Here is a 17,461-nt window from a genome sequence, read left to right on the forward strand (position 1 = left end):
AAACACATCGATGTGTATAGCCAGCCTGCTTTTAAGCACCCCGAGGACCCTACAGATTGGATAGTTATGCTTCAGATACCTTCAGGCAACCACCCCTCCCAGCCTTCATATCGCGTTCTCAACCCTGCGACGGGCGAGATCCTCGAAACCTTTTCCATGGCCACTGATGCAGAAGTTCACCACGCAATAGTCGCCGCTGACGAAGCCTTCCGGTCATGGCGGGAAACGCCCATTGATGAGCGATCCAAAGTCGTGAACCGTATCGGGGAGCTCTTTGCTGAAAGAACTGAGGAGCTCGCTGCAATCATCACCTCGGAGATGGGCAAACCAATCGATGAGGCACGAGACGAAGTTGCATTCTGCGTCGACATATTCAACTACTTCGCTACCGAGGGACCTACCTTGGCATCCGACCAAGAGATCAAGTCCTACTCTGGCGGTCGCGCCATCATACAGAAACGCCCGGTGGGGCCACTGCTCGGAATCATGCCTTGGAATTATCCGTACTACCAGGTGGCACGCTTCGCGGCGCCAAACCTCGTGCTGGGCAACACCGTGATTCTGAAACACGCAGAGTCCTGCCCGCGCTCCGCGTTGGCCATCCAAAAGATCATGGACGAAGCAGGTCTCCCCCACGGTGCTTACGTGAACGTCTTCGCTACTCACTCGCAAGTGGCTGAAATCATCGCCGATCCTCGCATTCAAGGAGTCTCCGTAACAGGTTCAGAGCGTGCTGGCGCCGCCATCGGAGAACTTGCCGGGAAGAACCTGAAGAAAGCCGTCCTTGAACTTGGCGGCTCCGACCCATACGTCATCCTGGATGCGGACGATATTGACCAGGCCGCGGAAAACGCTTGGGCCAGAAGAATGGAGAACACCGGTCAGGCTTGTAACTCCAACAAGCGGTTAATCGTCATGGCGGACATCTACGAACCTTTCGTCGCCAAGCTGAAAGAGCTCGCCCAAGCCCTTCGTCCCGGAAACCCCGCGATGCCCGAGTCTGGTACGTATGCCCCGCTGTCCTCCAAAGCCGCTGCAGATGGCGTCTGCGCGCTGGTGAATGACGCCGTCGATAAGGGAGCCACCCTTCACGCCGGAGGGCACGTTCTGGACGATGGAAGCGCATACTTCGCCCCCGCTGTCCTTACCGGTGTCACCCCGAACATGCGCGCTTACAGCGAAGAGATTTTCGGCCCGGTGGCTGTGGTGTACAAAGTTGCCAGCGACCAAGAAGCCATTGAACTCGCCAACGACTCCGCATACGGCCTAGGAGGAGCGGTGTTCAGCACAGATACGGAGCGAGCACGGAAACTTGCTGAGCGCTTGGATGTGGGTATGTCCAGTGTCAACGTACACTCGGCCGAACGGGCCGAGCTTCCCTTCGGCGGGGTAAAACGTTCGGGTTTCGGCCGTGAGCTTGGGCCTTTGGGCATGGACGAATTCGTGAATAAACGACTTCTCTACATCGCTGACCAGTAACTGGGATGTTCCAACACATGACCTGCCCAGCCTGGACAACTGCGTCCAGTCCGGGCAGGCCATGTCGCTTAGAGAACGGTTGCCAGGGCATCGTCGTAGATCCCCAAGTGCTTGGCGTACCTCTTCGTTTGTTTCGACGGCCGCCTAACAACGTCATTTCAGTTGCCGGCAAGGAACGGCAGCATCGCCAAGGATCAGGACGACGAAAACTACCCCTCCATCATTCGCTCGACCAGACGCCGACGTCCCTCGACAGTTGTACCCATATCCAGAATTGGCCCTACTCTTTGCCAAGGAGTCCCGTAGGTGGCCCTGACCTTGAAATCCATCCTCAACAACAGAGCGTTTAATCTCAGCCTGGTTACTCCCGATGTGACGGAGGAAATCCTGGCAACGCCCGTAATTTGGGTGCACAGCTCGGACTTGGAGGATCCTACCCCCTTCCTCGACAGGGGCCAGTTGCTGCTGACCGATGGTACCCAGTTTCCCGTCGCTGATTCAGCTGAAGCCCTTTTCAGCGAGTACGTGGAACGCCTGGTACGCCATGGAATCAGCGGCTTAGGCTTCGCTACCCAGGTGATACATGGTGCCCTGCCCCAAGGACTCGTAGCGGCGTGCAGGCGGCACGGGCTGCCGTTGTTCGAGGTGCCAGACCGTACGCCTTTCATTGCCATCATCAGATTTGTCGCAGATTGGTTGTCGAAGGAACAGCACGCCAGGTCCGAATGGTCCCTGCAGGCACACCGGGCGATTGCCCGAGCCGCTCTTCGGCCCGATGGTCTCAGGTCGATCATGGCCGAGCTGGAGCGCCAGATTCAGGGTTGGGTTGCGCTCTTTGATGCCGCAGGCAACCACATCCTTATGCCCAACAACCGGCCTATCCCCTCCTCGCTGCTGCCCGGGGTTGCCGAAGCCGTAAGGAAATCACTTGAGCTAGGCAGCAGGTCAGCTCAGCATCTACAAGTCCACGATGAACAGATCGCCCTGCAGACATTGGGTCGGCGGCATCGCCTGCGCGGGGTGCTGGTACTTGGATCGATCGAGCCGCTCAACCCGGCACGCACGGACATCATCAACAGCGTCATAGCAATGGCCAGCCTGGCGCTTGAGCAGACTCGAAACCATGATGCCGCACGTCGCCTTCTTCGTTCGGGCGTTTTCGAGCAAATGCTCGCAGGGAGTATGGACGTCGCTGAACGGACCGCGCGACAGGTTTGGGGCAAGCTCCCCTCCGACCCCCTGCTGGTCAACACTGTTCAGCCCACGGGACACGGCCAAAACCTGATGGAAGCGCTTGAGCTTCTGGCAGACGACCACCGCGGGGGCGTGTTCTACGCACAGCGCAACGAAGTCATTGTGGTCCTGACGGGGAAAGCGCTGCAACCGAAGGTTGCGCAACTCTTAGACAGATACGATGCGATCACAGGGGTTTCCAGCGAGAGAAAAATCGCCGACCTGCAAAGAGGGCTGAAAGAGGCAGAGCAATCTCTTCAGCGAGCAGTGGAGCTGGGCCTCCCGGTGATGACTTTTGAAGACATTTCGAAGGGCGGCATGTTAGGCCTTCTCCGGACGGAAGAGGCTGACACAATCTCGAGGCATCTCCTCGATCCTCTCATTCGTCATGACGAATCCGAACTGACAGAGCTTCTTCCAGCAGTGTCGGTGTGGCTGCGGAACAACTGTGTCTGGGATCGTACGGCGAAGGAGTTGGGTATCCACAGACACACTCTGAGGAATCGAGTGGATGCTGCAGGATCCGTGTTGGGTCTGAACCTGGACAACCTGCGCGAGCGGATGGAACTATACGTAGCTATTGAACTACTAGGCAATTCCTATGGCCAGGGCTGAAAGGAGAACAGAGGGCCTCCGATACACTGGATAGTACGTATGGGAGGCCACGAGAAGAATCCCTGGACCCTGATCGATCAGAGCCATCCCAGAAATGTCCGGTCGTGATCGATTCGACTTTACCGGGGTATGAGATAAACCTTCCGTAGTGGTTCATCCACGAACCAGGTAGTGACCATGCCAGCGGTAAGGCGGACGATTGTTCCCGAGCGCAGGGGAATGGACTCGTCTTCCCGTTCCTCGTGGTGCACCAGCATGACCGCACTGCCTGCGGTTACCAAGAAGACTTCATCAATTTCAATGTCACGCATACCGCCTGCAGTCAGCTCCCAAACGCCTATGCTTACGCCCGCGTATGGAGCCAGTTCATAGGATCCGGTTTCCGGTGAACCTTCAGCAATGGCCGCTAGAGGTACCGGCTCATACTGGAGGGTCAGCCTGTTGACGTCAAGCGCAAAAGTCGGGGCCGAAGTCTGTTCCGTCATGTATAAAGTCCTGTTCTTTTCGATTGTTCAAGATCAATGATTCTCAGCACCGCGCACGATCGGGCAACACCTGGCCCGCTTAACACACTGGCGGGCGTTCTGCCGTCTTAGCCCTGCACCAACGCCGGCTCCCCCAGCGGAGCTGCCATACACGCCAAGACCCAGCCGGCTTCCGACTTCTGCGTGCCCAGCACTTCTGCAGACTGTGGGCCGGCGGACCCCTTCGTAACCCGGACGGCACACGTGCCACAGCTGCCAGCAAGGCATGAGTAGGGAAGGTCTGCTCCGCTCCTGAGCCCCGCCGCCAGAAGCGTCTCCCCCGGCCTGGCGTCAACGAGATATGGGGCGCCTCCCAGCTCTATTGCAACTGTTCCACCGGGCCTGGGTGGAAGATCCAAGGGCGTGTGATTTTGGAAAGTTTCCTGGTGAATGGAGGCCTCATTAATGCCCACAGCCAGACACGCTGCAACGGCTTCGTTCAGGACGCTGGTGGGTCCACAGAGATAGGCGCCGATGATACCGGCCCCGGGCACCTTGTCCACGACTCCTTTGAGCTCGCAGATAAATCGGTCGCGATCCGGACGCCCCACTGAATCAGGACCCCGGGTCGGCAACACAACGAGGTGGAAGCGCGAAATTGAAGTCAGTTCCGCGAAGACAGTCGGAAGCATGATGTCGTTGGCTCGACGCTCGACCACGATCATGAATACCCTGCACGAGATATCTCGGTCTAGAGCCTCTGCCGCCAACGCAACCAGCGGGGTTACGCCGCTGCCCACACCAATAAGGACCAGCGAGCCACCAGAGTGCGAAGTATCGCTGAAAGTTAGCGCGCCATTGGGCGGGGCCACAAGCATCTGGTCGCCTGGATTCAGCCCGGACACGAGTGTTTTCGAAACGCTGCCCTTGGCATGGGCTCGCACTCCGATGACAAGTTGCTGTGTATTTTCCGTCCATTTCGGCGTCCGGCACAATGAATAGGAGCGCCGGAGAGGGATCCCTGCCACTTCGGTGTGCAGGGTGATGTACTGCCCTGCTCTGCCCGTAAAACGTTTTACCTCCTCGGATGGAAGACTGAAAGTGATTTCCGCGGCTTCGCGGCCGGACGGCACAATCGAATCAACTCTGAGCGAGGCAGGAATACCTGCGAGTTTTTCACCATTTTGGTCGAACAGAAATCCAGCCTGAAGAATTCTGTCCAATGACGTCTTGGCCAACATGGCGATGGCTACGTCCGACGATACGGCCGCTTCTTGAAGGGCCGAGCCATAAGAGCGGAATGTCAGGTTCTCTGCGCTAAAAGCAGCACTGGGCGTTTCTGAACCTGCTGATGACTCCTTGGATCTGGGCGCGCCGAGACGGGCGTATCTCCCCCAACCGCAAGCCTGGCGGTGCAACTCCGAGGAAAGAGCCCTAGACGTATTCCCCGAGTGATCGAGGGAGAGAGTCATCGCCATTGAGCCAAGCTTCAGGGCGGCGCTAATCAGTTCATTCATTGGTGGCTGTTCCTGTCAGCAAGACCTGGTCGCCAGCCTTGATTTGGCCTGGCGTTTGAACGGTGGCGTAGATTCCCAGATTTCCCTGTCGACTAGAGAACACATGGTCCCGCAACCCAACGGAGGGTTCCAGTCCCGGCTGTGCCGTATCCAAGAGGCTGCAGCGCTCTGTCTGCTGGTCGCACAGAACCTCGACCATGCCCAGGCGGATTGTTTGACCCAGAAGTTCGTCTTCCCGGAAGGGCTCGGGCCCCAGGTCGAGAACAATATTTGGGCGGACACGTCTCTCGTCCGCTGTATAGCCGAACCGGCGAACCCATGCCAGCGTGGCAGTACTGACCACATGCAGCGTTTTCGGCGTGTCACCAAAATTGGATGATGCCGAATAGTCGAGTTCGAATCCGTAGTCGAAGAAGTCAAGGCCCGGCGATTGTGAGCTTCTTTCTTCCCAGGACCTGATCTGCAACGCGCGCCCTATCCATGCCGACATTGATTCGTGCGCTGACAATGCTGGTATCGAACACCCATTGGGCAGGATGATGTCCACGCCGTCCAAGGAAATGGGGTCCTTCAACGGCAGGGTTGCCTGTGCGTAGAGCAGCTGGGGTGCGCTGCGCAGGGTAAGGATTTGGCCGGTCTCTTCATCAAATATCGCCAGGAGTCTGTCGCCCTCCATCCCGTTGCCGTCGATCATCGCGAGTGCGAGTTGCTGGCCGGCCATGGACTTGACGGGGTACCGCCAGAGCGCGTCGACGGTACCGATTGTTTCTTGAGCGCCCTCAAAATACGTTGGCGGGTGCATGCCTGTTCCTGTCTGCTGTCGTTCGTCCCGTCCAGCTAGAGGTTGGGGTGCTGTTGTTTCCATGGGCTTGCCGATTCGTAGGCTGCTGCAGCTTCCAGTACAGAGAGATCGTTCAAATGCGGTCCAATGATCTGCAGTCCCACGGGCAGCCCCTCGGCGGAGAATCCGCAGGGAACACTTATCGCTGGAAGCCCTGCGTGGCTGGGAGGCTCCGTCATGCGATGGAAATCGATGGCAGGTCTGCGAACTGATTTTCCGTTGATCATGGTGGGACCGGCTTCGGGGCCAGGATGAGGGAAGGACGTCACAGGCATTGACGGGGTTACCAGTACGTCGTAATGGTCAAAAACATCAGCAAATGCCGAAGAAATGCGTCCCCGGATTTCATGAGCAGTATGGAAATAGTCCCTCGCTGTTTGCTCCAGCCCCAGCGAGGCAATGTCCCAAGTGATGGGATGGACATTTTCACGCGTAACTTTTCCGCTGGTGATATCGTCGCCGAACGCTGCAGCGAAAGAAGGGGACCAGAAGTGTTCAAAATAGTCCACTGGGTCTGGAAGGACCAACTGTACTTCTTCAACCACGGCACCCTGGGACCGCATTTGGTCCAAGGCCTGCTCGACTGCTTTGCGCACCTCGTGGTCAACGTTGGCCGTCCCGAAGTCAGGGCTGTAGGCAATCCGTTTGCCTGCGAGGGTGGACCCGCTGGACAACAGCTTAAAGTAATCCTCAGTTGGCGCAGGGAGGGAAAGAGGGTCCCTGTTATCGGGTCCCGCGACGACGGATAGTGAAAGCGCGGCGTCCAGTACCGACCGTGTTAAGGGCCCGTCAGTTCCCACCGATTCCCACGGTGAGGCGACAGGGAACCGTCCGCGTGAGGCTTTGAAGCCAACGACTCCACAGCAAGCGGCCGGTACGCGAATTGATCCCCCACCGTCAGAACCCCAACCAATCGGTGCTATTCCAGCCGCCACCGCGGCAGCTGCGCCACCGCTGGACCCACCAGAGGTGTGGGTTGCCTTCCAAGGGTTGCTTGTGATGCCCGTGAGTTTGCTTTCGGTAATGCCGAGCATTCCGAATTCCGGAGTGGTGGTTTTCCCGACGAGCACCGCGCCAGCGGCTTTAAGGCGAGCCCATGTCAGTGAATCCTTGGCGGGTATGTGCTCACTGTACTCAACAGAGCCGTAGGTCGTCCTGACCCCCGCCGTGTCCGCCAGATCCTTCACGGTGACCGGTACTCCATGTAATGCTCCCAGCGACTCGGCAGGCGTGGACATAAGTTCCTGTCCGGCCTCTTCCGCTCTCTTGAGTGCCAGTTCGGCCGTCACTGTTACGAATGCATTGATCTTAGGGTTCGCACTCTCAAGCTGCTCCAAGACGGCACGCGTGGCCTCCATGGGAGATACTTTCCGAGCGCGGATGAGCGAAGCCAGCTCCCAGGCGTCCAGCCAACAGAGCTCGGTCGTCATGCCGACTCCTTCGTCCTGGTCCACAGAACGCGCCACTCTGCCGTAGCGCCCGGCTTTGCCCGCCCTTCGACTTCCAAGACACAGTTGATCAGCAACAGAAAGCCGTCACCCCGGGGCTCGGCGGAGAGCACCTCGCCACGGACCCGGATGGAATCGTCCGTGGTTATTGGGCTTACGAACCGGACTTTGTCCAGACCATAGTTCCACCCCGCCCACAGGGGATCCTCCACAAAGAGTACGGCGTTGACCAAGTGGTCCAAGAGGGAAAGGACATGAAAACCCTCGACCAGGCCGCTTGGGTAGAAATCGGCATCCATTGCGTTGGCGTTGATATCCGTGTAGCTGGCAACATCGAAGTGGTGGAGCCGGTCCTGTTCTACAGAGAACCACCCGCCGACGAACTCATCGCCGACGATGCTCGTCAAGTTATCCCACGTCGTCGACACGACCTTTGTTTCACTGGTTTTCATGCTTCTCCTGAGCGCGGGTGCGCATGGGTAGGAATTTTTTATATAGCAAGCACGATACAACGCGCGTTATACAATGGCAATGGAAAGTTCACGATTGGGCCATGTCAGACCTTGTTGCCGGAAAACGCAGCAGCGTCGCCTGGCAAGGAATAGGGAGAGTCGAGCATGCCACGACAAGTCGATCCAATTGAGCGTCGCCGCCAAATCACTTCTGCGGCGATCAATATTCTTGCTACCGGTGGCGCGTCGGCCCTGACTCTAAAGAGTCTCGCCGAAGAGCTCGGAGGATCCATCACCCTGGTCACACACTTCTTCGCTTCGCGCGAAGATATCTTCACGGCCGTGGTCGATGACCTTGCAGAGAGCTATGATTCGGAGCTGCAGGCTCTCGAGGCCGGCGCCGACGCCGCCGGACGATTGAAGATACTCTTGGAGTGGATGGTGCCGCTTTCCCCCCAGGATGTGGACCAGGAATCGGGCCGCATAGCACTGATCTCCCAGCGCCACACACATCAGGGGATAGACCATTTCTTTGAAGTCATGGAGAATCGCGTTCGCGGCCTGCTGTCGTCACATCTTGAGCCGGTCGTGCCGGAGCGCGACGTGCCGCAACTTGTCGACTATCTCCGTGCTCTGACCAACGGATTGGCACTTTCCGCCGTTGAACACCCGGAAATTTGGACAAAGGAACGCGTTCTGGGGGTAATACACAGATCCATCGAGGCCCTTGGCCTGGAGGAAACGGCCGCCGAACTACAGGGAGCCGGGGCTGCAAGCCCTGCTTTATGAGCGGATTTCGGGGGCAACGCAGGTTCGACCGGTATTGCCCCCGAAAAGCATTCGCCGCCTACGCTTGACTTCGCCCCACAAGGAGGCAGTCGACCAGCCTTACCCGTCCGGTTGCTGGTTCGATGAGAACCGGGTTGAGGTCGGCCTCGGCCAGGTCCTCCCCGAGGTCCGAAGCCAGCCACGAAAGACGTGAGACGAGATCGGCGAAGGGCTCTGTGGTTGTCGGGGGCAACAGGTTCCGGTATCCGGAGAGGACTTTGCCCAGCCGGGTAGTCTCAATCATTCCGGCTGCCTTCGCCGCATCGAACGGCGCGTGGGAGCGTGCGGTGTCTTCCAAGATTTCCACCAAGGTTCCGCCCATCCCCAAACCAACGGTCTGGCCGATGCGCGCATCACTCACGAACCCCGCAAATGCCTCGATGGCGGCGTCAATCTGCTCCTGAATCTCGAAACCCTGGATGTTCGCCAGAGGGGCGTTCCGGGCGATATTTTCCTGAATTCGTCTTCCCGCGGCTCTTAGTTCTTCGTCGTTTTGGATACCGAGAACCACACCGCCTATGTCGGAACGGTGGGCGATATCCCGGGATTCGACTTTTAGGACCACGGGGTACCCGTGGGCTACTGCCCAGGCCGCAGCCTCGTCGATGGTTTCGACGACGCTGCTGGCTACCATCCTGATTCCATACGCCGCCAGTATCCCCCGGGAGAAATCGGCGCTGAGTCCTTGGGACTGCGACCGGATCTCGGCAGCGAACCGCTCCACTTCATCTGGGGCCGGCAGGACGGCCGGACGCCCCGAGTTCTCGGAGGGTCGGTTCTTGGAGGCGGCGCGCAGAGCTACGAAAGCGTTCCTCATTCCTCGTAGGACTGGCAGGCTGCCGCCAACCCACTCGCGGGCAGATTGATGAATGCTCATCGACGAACTGGAGGCTATTACAACCGGAAAGTCGGGGTTGGCCCTGCTGATCTCCGCGGCGGCCCGATAATATTCTTCTTCGTACGCGATCTCAACGCTGCTCAGGCTTTCTTGGGCGTCGAGGACCACAACCAAGGCATCAATTGAAGGATCGGCTACGACCGCTGCCAGAGACTGGCGGTAGTCGTCATCCGTAGCCGACACCGATCCTCCGGCGTCAAGAGGATTATGGATCAAAACTCCAGGAAGGTGTTCGGCAAGTGTTGAACGCACCTCCGAGTTGAAAGCCGGAAGATCAACGCCAACCTGTTCGGCGAGGTCAGCTGCCAAAGCTGCTTGGCCGCCGGATATTGTAATGACGCCGATTCCAGTTCCCGCTACCCGACGCTCCCTGAGATCGGAGAGGCATTCGAGGGTGGTTGCCAACTCGTCGTAGTCGCCGACCAAGGGTACGTCAAGATGCTCGAAGTAGGCATCATACGCTTCGCTGCTTGAGAGGATGGCACCTGTGTGGGCAGTAGTCGCTTGGGCACCCTTGACGGTTCGACCGACTTTCAGAGCAACGAGGGGCTTCCCCGCGTCCCTGACCTTGGACACCGCCCGGCTAAATGCTGCAGTATCGGGGATGGATTCGACGACAACGCCAATGACCTTCGTGTCCGGGTCGGTGGCCAGCCATGAGATGTAGTCGGCAGTTGTTGCCGAGACCTCATTGCCGGTCGAAATGACTTTCGAGAACCCTGCCGAGCTCGTTGAGCGTGCAACGAAGATCGCGGCCGAACCCGACTGCGATACCAGCGAGATGTCCCCTACGGGCAAGTCCATCAATATGCCTTCGTCAATCCACAGCGGGGTGGCGGCCGAGACATCTATGATTCCCATGCAGTTGGGGCCATGAATAAACATGCCCGTGCTGTTTGCCAGCTCCACAACGGCGTTCTGGTCATCAGCCGACAGGCCCACAGAAGGAACCACGGCCGCAGGGCAGCCCTGATCAGCCAGCTCCCTCAAGGTCGTCACCACTGCTGAGGCGGGAAGGGCCAGCACGGCAACGTCCACATGAGGCAGCTCCGCGATGGAACTCACAGACTGCAGTCCTTCGATAACCGAACCCGACGGATTGATGACATGAATCTTGCCAGCAAAATCTGCTTGTTGAAGATTCCTGATGATTTGATTGCCAGCTCCATCCGGGCGGCGAGACGAAGCCCCGATGACGGCGACGCTGCCGGGGGCAAACAGGGACCCAATGCCGGTCTTGACCTGTGTGAGGGTCATGCATCCTCCATATTGTAGTGATTGTTATATAAACAGTGACACACAAAATTCATACAGACCAGCCCCTCGAGTCAAGGCTTCCCGCCACCCCTTGACTTATGTAGCGCATGTTATATATTCATCTTTACGTAACCCCCGTCACACTAACTTCTGCGCAGGAGCACCATGACTACACGACCGAGATCCGTGCGTCTCAACAAACAAGCCGCCCTTCGGGTCGCAGCGGTCTCACTGGCGGCTTCCTCGCTGCTACTGACCTCATGTTCCCCATCTCCCACCGGAACCAGCACTTCAAGCGCGCCGGCACCCGAACTTAAGTCCAAGACCGTCGATGCCAAAGGCGACGTCGACTCCTTTGTCTGGAACCTGCCCACGGGTGAACCGGACACGCTCGATCCTGCCAATGCAGCTACTTATGGTGGCGGCACGGTGGTTGGCAACCTTTGCGATCCACTACTTCGTGTCGACGCCGACTACAACCTCACACCCAACTTGGTTGACTTTCGTCAGGAAAGCCCCCTGAAACTTGTCTACGAGGTGAAGGCCGAGGCAAAATTCTGGGATGGCTCTCCCGTGACGGCGGCGGATATTGCCTATAGCCTCAACCGGGCAAAGGACCCGTCAAAGATCGTTAGCTTCATCTTCGCCAAGGTCGCCTCCATTGACGTAACAGGCGAAAAGGAAGTGACAGTAACTTTCTCCTCTCCCGACGAGCTGTTCAACTACGAGATGTCAACGATCGCTGGCATGATCGTCAAGAAGGACGCCGCTGAGGCGGGCGGTGCTGCCTTCGGCACGTCGTCGGGCACACTAATGTGCAGCGGCCCCTTCAAGCTTGATGAGTGGAAGTCCGGCGACAGCATCTCAGCATCACGGAACGATGCCTATTGGAACCCCAAATACAGGGCCCACGCAGCAAAAGTTCGTTTCACTTTCGTCACAGACACAACGTCGCTGACCCAAGCCCTAAACTCAGGAGAAATCGACGGGTCTTACGAGCTTCCAGCGACCTCCATCCCCGCCCTTCAAAACTCCAGTGCCGGTAAATTGCACTTCGGGCCTTCCACGCAGTCCGTGAGCCTGGACGTGGCAACCCCTGAAGGACCACTGCAGAACGTGTCGTTGCGTGAGGCTTTGCAAAGCATCGTGGATCGCAAGGCACTGGCAGACGTCGTCTACCATGGTTCAGCAACCCCTCTCTACACCAAGCTGACTCCCACGACATGGCCAAATGGCTCCAAGGACATTTACCAGCCGGCCTACGACACGTTTGAGCAGCAGAGGTCGCTGAATCTCGACCGTGCTAAAGAGCTCGTTGCAAAGTCCGGATACAAGGGCGAAGAAATCGTCCTGGCGGTCCAGGCAGGGAACGAAACACTGGGACGTATCGCCCAGCTAGTCCAGCAGCAGGCCAAGCAAGCCGGCATCACCGTTACCATCAAGTCGATGCAACCTCTGGAATACTCCCAGGCCCAATACGATGCCGCGAAACGGCAAGGCCTGGACCTCCTTTTGAACACATCGTTTAACGGCGTGCAGGATCCGCTTGAGCCGCTCGGCTTTGTTTACCTTCCTGGCGCCTTTTACAACTACGTGAACTTCGATGATCCAACGGTCACTCAGCTTTTGACTCAGGCCCAAGGCACCTTTGACGAGCAGGAACGATCTAAACTAGTGGTCCAGGCCCAGGAGCGGTACGAAGCCGCCTCCGCCAGCATTCCGCTGCTGAGCACCAACACCGTGATCTTCATGAACAACAGGCTCACGGGTGCGGTTACTTCCTTCGCGTACTGGGCCATGCCCTCCATGGCCATGATCGGCGCAGCAGGGTGAGTCCAACGCTAGGTACCGAACTGCAACCGCAGGCTGTCGCCCGGAGGAAGTCCAGCTTTCTTCCGGGCCTCGGCCGGCCGCTCCAATTGATTTTCCGCTGGCTTCTCGGACCGATCGTCACGGTTCTGCTGACGTCAATGCTGATCTTTGCTGCAATTTCGCTGGCCCCCGGCGACCCGATCGCTCAGGTGTTGGGCAGCCGTTCAACCCCCGAGCAGCGCGAAGCCATGAGCCAAACGCTAGGTCTTGATGACCCTCTTCCCGTCCGCTACTGGAATTGGCTTTCGGACGCGCTCCACGGCGATCTTGGGCTATCACTGACTTACCGCCAGAACGTGACCGACCTGCTGGAGCCCAGAGTCGGCACAACACTCACGTTGGTTCTTTTGGCTACAATATTCATCCTTGTCACCGGCATCGTTCTTGGTGCTCTGGGCGGCGGGATAGCACGACTACGGCCAGTGGTCAGCTTCCTCTCCGGGTTGGGGATCGCCATCCCAGGATTCGTAGCAGCCTCGGCTCTGATTAGTCTCTTCGCTGTCAAGCTTGGATGGTTTCCCACGTACGGGGCAGGCTCGGGGTTTGTTGACCAGGTCTGGCACCTGATCCTTCCTGCTGTTGCACTGTCCATCGGTTGGGCGGCGTATGTCGCCCAAATTACAGCAACCGCAGTAAAGGAAGAATCAGCACGGGAACATGTTGAGACAGCCAGAGGGCGAGGGATCCCAGGTTTTACCGTTTTCCGTAGACACGTCCTCCGTAACGCGGCCATTCCAATACTGACTGTTTCAGGTCTAACCGTTGCAGGGTTGGTGGCGGGCTCAGTTGTGGTCGAAACCGCCTTCTCCATTGACGGGATTGGCTCGTTGCTAGTCAAAAGCGTATCGACCAAAGACTACTCGGTAGTCACTGCGATAGCAGTGCTGATCGTTGTGGTTTTCGTGCTGATGACTACGGTAATCGACATCGTCCAGGCCGCCATCGATCCCCAAATGAAGGGAGGCAGGAAGTGACTGCTCTTTCAGTGACAAAGAAGGCATCCGGGCTGAGCGTCCGCAGAAACACCGATCCGATCTTGGTCCTATTGGCCTGCGCAGGACTGTTTCTCTTGCTGTTGGCGATTACAGGACCCTATTTGGCCCCCTATCCCCCGGAGCAGACTGACATCCTGGCTGCCAGTCAGGGCGCCAGTACGGCGCACGCACTAGGAACTGATTCTCTTGGCAGGGACATCCTTTCGAGGTTGCTGACCGGCGCTAGGCTCAGCTTCATTGGCCCGCTGATCATCGTGACAATCAGTACTGTCTGCGGCACGGCCCTGGCCATCGCTGCTGCATGGAAAGGTGGTTGGCTGGATCAGGTCATCGATAAGTCCCTGAACATCCTTTTCGCCATTCCGGGTGTACTGGTCGCAGTTCTTGCCGCCGCTATTTTCGGGGCGGGCTTCTGGGCGCCCATATGCGCTCTTAGCATCGTCTACATCCCGTTCGTTGCCAAAGTGGTTCGCAGCTACGCGCTCAGGGAACGCAAGCGTCCCTACATTGAGGCTTACCAGTTGGCAGGGTTAAGCCCCTGGCGCATCTGTACCCGCCATATCTTGGGCAATGTAATGCCGATTGTCCTCGCCCAAGCCACCCTCGGCTTAGGCTCAGCGCTCATGGATTTCGGCGCCATCAACTTTCTCGGTCTGGGAGTACAGCCACCGGCCTCCGAATGGGGCTTGATGGTCAGCGATGGAAGGTCCGAAATTCTCAACGGAGCCTTTCAACAGAGCCTTTCGGCTGGGACTATGATCGTAATCTCGGTCGTCATTTTCAATCTCCTCGGAGAGAGGCTGACGGCCCGAATCGGAGCAGCACTATGAGTATCACGGATCAGGAGTCCCTGCTGGAGATCAAGAATCTTCAGGTGGATCTCCCCGGCCCTCGCAAAGGGACCCGCAAAACCATCATCCAGGACGTGTCACTGAGCATCAGAGCCGGCGAGGCAGTCGGTTTAGTCGGGGAATCAGGGTCCGGGAAATCCATGACAACCAAAGCCATCATGCGCCTTCTGCCCAAAGGAGCAGAAACCCGGGGGACCTTGAATTACAAGGGCCGCCAAATTTTGACGATGAGCAGCAAGGAATTGCTGAATTACAGGTCCCACGAGGTCTCGAAAATCTACCAGGACTCTCGTTCGCACATGAACCCCCTTCTAACTATCGGCGATTTTCTCGTCGAGGGCGTCGTATCCTCAGGAGCCATGACACGCGAGGCTGCGATGACAAAGTCAGCTCAGCTCATGGAGGAGGTCGGGATCATGAGCCCGCAGGCCCGGCTCGCGCAGTATCCTCACCAACTTTCGGGTGGCCAGCTTCAGCGGATAATGATCGTCATGGCTTTACTGCCCAACCCAGGACTTATCCTTGCCGACGAGCCAACTGCGGCCCTGGATATGACGGTGCAGTCGGAAGTCATGGCGATACTGAATGAACAATTGCACAGCCGTAACATGGGGATGCTCTTCATTACCCATGATCTAGACCTTGCCGCTGCGGTCACAGATACTCTGGCAGTCATGTACGCGGGCGTGATCGTTGAGCAGGGACCCACTCAAGCCCTCTATGACGCCCCAAGGCACCCTTACACCGCAGGCCTGCTTGCCTCACGTCCGAGCCCGACTGAGGTCAAGAAGCTCGTAGCGATACCAGGCCAGCCCATTTCGGCTTCAGAATCCGGCCAAGGCTGTGTGTTCGAAAAGAGATGCGCTTTCAGTGTCGAGAGGTGCCGCCTGGAGAGGCCGGCATTGCGCAACATTGACGGCCAGATGGTGGCATGCCACCGTGCAGAGGAAATCGTGGATCGTTTACCCGCAGGGAGGGCCGCATGATGGAACCCTTGCTGCAAGCCATCAACCTCAGCAAAGACTTTCCCGTATCTGGCCCTCGGGGACGCAAGCACGAATTTCGCGCGCTGGACAACGTCAATTTTTCACTGGCAAAAGGAGAGTCGCTGGGCATCGTTGGAGAATCCGGTTCCGGGAAGTCAACAACTGCCAGAATCGTAGCTGGACTCGAAACCGCTTCCAGTGGCCTTCTCTACCTGCAGGGCGCTCCTCTGGTCGCCCCGAGAACGGCAAAAGACCGCCGGCAGCGAGCACGCAGAATCCAAATGGTCTTTCAGGACCCCTTCGGCTCCCTGAACCCCCGCCAGAAAATCGCAGCTGGCATAGACGAGCTGTTGACCCTACATTTCGACAAATCGCATGCATGGCGGCAGCAAAGAACGGCCGAACTGTTGGAGAAAGTAGGACTTACGCCAAGCAACGGCACCTCATACCCGCGGAACCTTTCGGGAGGACAACGTCAAAGGGTATCCATAGCCCGGGCACTGGCCTTAGAGCCCGAGCTGCTCATCTTAGATGAAGCTGTTTCAGCTCTGGACGTCAGCATTCAAGCCCAAGTCCTGAATCTGTTGACCGATCTCAGGGCCGACCTTGGTATCTCTTATCTGTTCATTTCTCACGATCTGGCAGTGGTCAGGCAGGTCTCCGACAGTTGCTTGGTCATGAGCCAAGGGGCCGTTGTCGAATACGGGGCTACCGAAAGCGTCCTGGATTCACCGAAAGAACCCTACACACAGCAACTTCTTGCGGCGCTGCCCACGCATGGTTGGACACCGCGGAGACGTGTCCCGTTTGCGACGCACACACCTGGTCTTGAAAATTCCTCAGCGGTTTAGAGCTAGTAAAACAGCCTTAACCGCAGCTCGCCGCGGCCAGTCGCTGACTGAACCAAAGGGGCGGTGGAGGAACCCAAGAGTTCCCTTGCGGAAGGGCCTCAGCAGGCAAGTGCGCGCCGAGAAGGCGTCTCTCGACCCATGCTTTCCTTCATCGCTCACAAGGCCGCGGCTGCAGACGGCGCCAAGCGGTTTGCCGCCATCACCCCCTACTTCCTGACAGCTTCCCCTGCCGCCGTGGCCAGCTACTACCAGGAACTCCGTGACGCCGTTACGGACGGTGAACTATATGGGTACTTCTTCCCAGAGGTTGCCGGAACCGATGTTGCCCCCGAAGACCTCAAGGGCCTGATTGCCGTGGGCTTGGACGGCATCAAGGTCTCGGGTGGCGCTTCGGCCAGGGTGAGTCACTACCTGGCTGAGGCGCCGGAGGGCTTCAAGCTGTGGTCCGGCAACGACGCGGACCTCCCCAACATCCTTGCATCCGGCGGCCGGGGCACCGTCTCCGGCGTCTCCGCAGTGTGCCCGGAACCGTGGGCTGCCTACCGCACCGCGCATGCAGAGGGCAACGACGAGAAGGTCGCACAGGCACAGAAAGCCATCGAGCTTCTGGTCCCCGTCCTCGGCCCCAATATCGCCAACCTCAAGTACGGCATCGGTCTCCGGGGCTTTACGGGCGGTTCCACTCGAATGAGCATCGACGCGCCCTCTGCCGCCATACGGGACCTGATCAGCAGCGTGATCGACGACGCCAACAACATCCTCACTTCATAAGCCCTAGCTTTCGAGATCACTCGGAAAAGCGACAAAAGAAGAAAGCAACGCCCGGCAGGAACCTCTGCCGGGCGTTAGACATATAAGATCTGCTGAATCGAGC

General features: G+C 58.0%; 15 protein-coding genes. 9 read left to right on the forward strand and 6 right to left on the reverse strand.

What is annotated here, in order from left to right; all coding sequences use genetic code 11:
- The first annotated feature begins 66 nt into the window (after positions 1-66).
- Both J2Y68_RS15455 and J2Y68_RS15460 read left to right on the forward strand, forming a co-directional pair.
- On the forward strand, positions 67-1,479 hold the full coding sequence (locus J2Y68_RS15455) for an NAD-dependent succinate-semialdehyde dehydrogenase (protein WP_309994673.1): 1,413 nt from the start codon (positions 67-69) through the stop codon (positions 1,477-1,479).
- Between the two features lie 306 nt (positions 1,480-1,785).
- Positions 1,786-3,327: a PucR family transcriptional regulator gene (locus J2Y68_RS15460; protein ID WP_309994674.1), complete on the forward strand. Its 1,542-nt coding sequence runs from the start codon at positions 1,786-1,788 to the stop codon at positions 3,325-3,327.
- Positions 3,328-3,446: 119 nt separating this feature from the next.
- On the opposite strand, the gene J2Y68_RS15465 is transcribed toward J2Y68_RS15460, so the two are convergent.
- The 5 genes from J2Y68_RS15465 to J2Y68_RS15485 form a co-directional block, all read right to left on the reverse strand.
- On the reverse strand, positions 3,447-3,812 hold the full coding sequence (locus J2Y68_RS15465; protein WP_309994676.1) for a cupin domain-containing protein: 366 nt from the start codon (positions 3,810-3,812) through the stop codon (positions 3,447-3,449).
- Positions 3,813-3,919: 107 nt separating this feature from the next.
- The gene (locus J2Y68_RS15470; protein ID WP_309994677.1) at positions 3,920-5,308 is read right to left on the reverse strand and encodes a flavin reductase family protein; all 1,389 of its coding nucleotides are present in this window, start codon (positions 5,306-5,308) and stop codon (positions 3,920-3,922) included.
- A complete protein-coding gene (locus J2Y68_RS15475) occupies positions 5,301-6,110 on the reverse strand; it encodes an MOSC domain-containing protein (RefSeq protein WP_309994679.1) in 810 nt (269 codons plus the stop codon). The genes J2Y68_RS15470 and J2Y68_RS15475 overlap by 8 nt, the downstream gene beginning before the upstream one ends.
- A 35-nt stretch (positions 6,111-6,145) precedes the next feature.
- On the reverse strand, positions 6,146-7,579 hold the full coding sequence (locus tag J2Y68_RS15480) for an amidase (protein WP_309994681.1): 1,434 nt from the start codon (positions 7,577-7,579) through the stop codon (positions 6,146-6,148).
- Positions 7,576-8,049, reverse strand: a complete 474-nt coding sequence (locus J2Y68_RS15485) for a hotdog family protein (protein ID WP_309994682.1) — start codon at positions 8,047-8,049, stop codon at positions 7,576-7,578. Before J2Y68_RS15485 ends, J2Y68_RS15480 begins: the two co-directional genes overlap by 4 nt.
- Positions 8,050-8,214: 165 nt before the next feature.
- On the opposite strand from J2Y68_RS15485, the gene J2Y68_RS15490 reads away from it, so the two are divergent.
- Positions 8,215-8,838 carry a TetR/AcrR family transcriptional regulator gene (locus tag J2Y68_RS15490; protein ID WP_309994683.1) on the forward strand — a complete coding sequence of 208 codons (624 nt, stop codon included), beginning with the start codon at positions 8,215-8,217 and terminating at the stop codon, positions 8,836-8,838.
- A 58-nt stretch (positions 8,839-8,896) separates the two neighbouring features.
- Here the strand turns inward: J2Y68_RS15490 and J2Y68_RS15495 are convergent, their stop codons facing one another.
- Positions 8,897-11,032, reverse strand: a complete 2,136-nt coding sequence (locus tag J2Y68_RS15495) for an acetate--CoA ligase family protein (protein WP_309994684.1) — start codon at positions 11,030-11,032, stop codon at positions 8,897-8,899.
- Positions 11,033-11,197: 165 nt separating this feature from the next.
- Between J2Y68_RS15495 and J2Y68_RS15500 the strand changes: the two genes are divergently transcribed.
- The 6 genes from J2Y68_RS15500 to J2Y68_RS15525 all read left to right on the forward strand — a co-directional run bounded on the left by J2Y68_RS15500 (position 11,198) and on the right by J2Y68_RS15525 (position 17,358).
- Positions 11,198-12,865 (forward strand): ABC transporter substrate-binding protein, encoded by a 1,668-nt coding sequence (locus J2Y68_RS15500; RefSeq protein WP_309994686.1) that lies wholly within the window; start codon positions 11,198-11,200, stop codon positions 12,863-12,865.
- Positions 12,862-13,878: an ABC transporter permease gene (locus J2Y68_RS15505; RefSeq protein WP_309994687.1), complete on the forward strand. Its 1,017-nt coding sequence runs from the start codon at positions 12,862-12,864 to the stop codon at positions 13,876-13,878. Before J2Y68_RS15500 ends, J2Y68_RS15505 begins: the two co-directional genes overlap by 4 nt.
- Positions 13,875-14,729, forward strand: coding sequence for an ABC transporter permease (locus J2Y68_RS15510; protein ID WP_309994688.1), 855 nt, complete (start codon positions 13,875-13,877; stop codon positions 14,727-14,729). Before J2Y68_RS15505 ends, J2Y68_RS15510 begins: the two co-directional genes overlap by 4 nt.
- Positions 14,726-15,736: an ABC transporter ATP-binding protein gene (locus J2Y68_RS15515; RefSeq protein WP_309994690.1), complete on the forward strand. Its 1,011-nt coding sequence runs from the start codon at positions 14,726-14,728 to the stop codon at positions 15,734-15,736. Before J2Y68_RS15510 ends, J2Y68_RS15515 begins: the two co-directional genes overlap by 4 nt.
- Positions 15,733-16,587: an ATP-binding cassette domain-containing protein gene (locus J2Y68_RS15520; RefSeq protein ID WP_309994691.1), complete on the forward strand. Its 855-nt coding sequence runs from the start codon at positions 15,733-15,735 to the stop codon at positions 16,585-16,587. Before J2Y68_RS15515 ends, J2Y68_RS15520 begins: the two co-directional genes overlap by 4 nt.
- Positions 16,588-16,725: 138 nt before the next feature.
- Positions 16,726-17,358 carry a dihydrodipicolinate synthase family protein gene (locus J2Y68_RS15525; protein WP_309994692.1) on the forward strand — a complete coding sequence of 211 codons (633 nt, stop codon included), beginning with the start codon at positions 16,726-16,728 and terminating at the stop codon, positions 17,356-17,358.
- The last annotated feature ends 103 nt before the right edge of the window (positions 17,359-17,461 follow it).

The sequence above is a fragment of the Paenarthrobacter nitroguajacolicus genome (genome assembly GCF_031455195.1).
Classification (GTDB): Bacteria; Actinomycetota; Actinomycetes; order Actinomycetales; family Micrococcaceae; genus Arthrobacter; species Arthrobacter nitroguajacolicus_D.